The 1,331-nt window shown below is 17.4% G+C and carries 2 protein-coding genes; both read left to right on the top strand.

The genetic code is table 11. The features are described from left to right. Window positions 1–121 precede the first annotated feature (121 nt). Window positions 122–721, top strand: a complete 600-nt coding sequence (locus KTO59_RS04300; RefSeq protein WP_284928823.1) for a Panacea domain-containing protein — start codon at window positions 122–124, stop codon at window positions 719–721. A gap of 36 nt (window positions 722–757) precedes the next feature. Next, window positions 758–1,331, top strand: a 574-nt coding sequence (locus KTO59_RS04295; protein ID WP_284928822.1) for a hypothetical protein, incomplete at its 3' end; no start/stop codon positions are given.

Genomic DNA, 1,331 nt, shown 5'->3' with positions numbered 1-1,331 from the left:
ATAGAAAAAAAACTAATAGACAACAATAATAAAAAAAACAATATATAAAATAAATAAACCCAAGACTCTCATTTTCGAGAGTCTTTTTTTACATCCAAATTCAACCAAAAAGGAAAATATTATGAAAAACCAAATTAAAAAACTAGAAAAACAAATTATTAATTTAAATAAACAATTTGTATTATTTAAAAAAATATATTATAATAATGTTATTAAAATTAATTTTCAAAAAGGAAATATTAATATGAAAAATTCTAATTTTGAAAACATTTTATTTGCTATGGCAAATTATATTATTAAAAAAGACTCAACAATAACTAATTTAAAATTACAAAAACTTTTATATTATATCCATGCTTATTATTTAGTAAAAAATAAAAAAGATTCTAGTAAAGAACTTTTTCCTGATTGTTCTATTCATGCTTGGATTTATGGTCCAGTTTTCCCTAATTTATATTTTAAACTAGCACAATATGGTGATAAACCTGTTAATTTAATTAAAGAAAATGAATTTACATCTGTTAAATTAACAAAAGAACGAGTAGAATCAATTGAATATATTTTAAATAAATATGGTAATATGAAACCTTTTGAACTTTCAAGTAAAACACATCAAGAAGATCCTTGGATTAATAATTTTAAAGATGATTTTTTTGATCCGAGTGATAATATTATTTCAGAAAAAGATATTTTTGAATATTATACTGCAAATCCTTTATAATTATATTTTTTTTATTTTTAAGAAAGTTTTTTAAATATGAAATTTGATTATAAAATTGAACAACTATCGTTTATAAATAAAGGAAAATTTAGTTTCAATAATTATGGTTTTGATGTTTTTTTACAAGTTATTTATGTATTGAATGAATATAAAATTCATGAATGGGAATTTATTAAAACGTATAAAAATTTTCATTTTCATAAAATAGAATTCTTAAAAATTAAAGAAAAATGTAATGAATTATATAATAAAACAAAAAATTTAAGAATATGTCAAATTTCGATTACAAATGCAGGAAGATTGTTATTTCACGAAATAAATAACAAAATCTATATTATTGGTTATGATTATTTTCATATATTAGATAATGGAAAAAATTTAAAACAATCAATATATAATAATTTAAGATATGAAATATACATTTTTTTGAAAAAATATATTTCATGTGAAGAAGCTTTAAAATTTATTAATACTTTAAAAAAAATTTTTTTAAAAAAATCGTTTTGGAAACAAATTAAAACAATATTAAACCAAATTAAAGAAATATTTAGCATTGATACAAATAAAAATAATTTAGAAAAAATTAATGATTCATTAAAAATAATGATTG

Origin of the sequence: Candidatus Phytoplasma sp. AldY-WA1, from assembly GCF_020312115.2 — a bacterium.
Classification (GTDB): domain Bacteria; phylum Bacillota_I; class Bacilli_A; order Acholeplasmatales; family Acholeplasmataceae; genus Phytoplasma; species Phytoplasma vitis.
This window is presented reverse-complemented; position numbering and strand designations above follow the sequence as displayed.

Bases quoted from the DNA above. Each gene is read 5' to 3' on its own strand.
- KTO59_RS04300 (WP_284928823.1), top strand. From the start codon at position 122: ATGAAAAACCAAATTAAAAAACTAGAAAAACAAATTATTAATTTAAAT.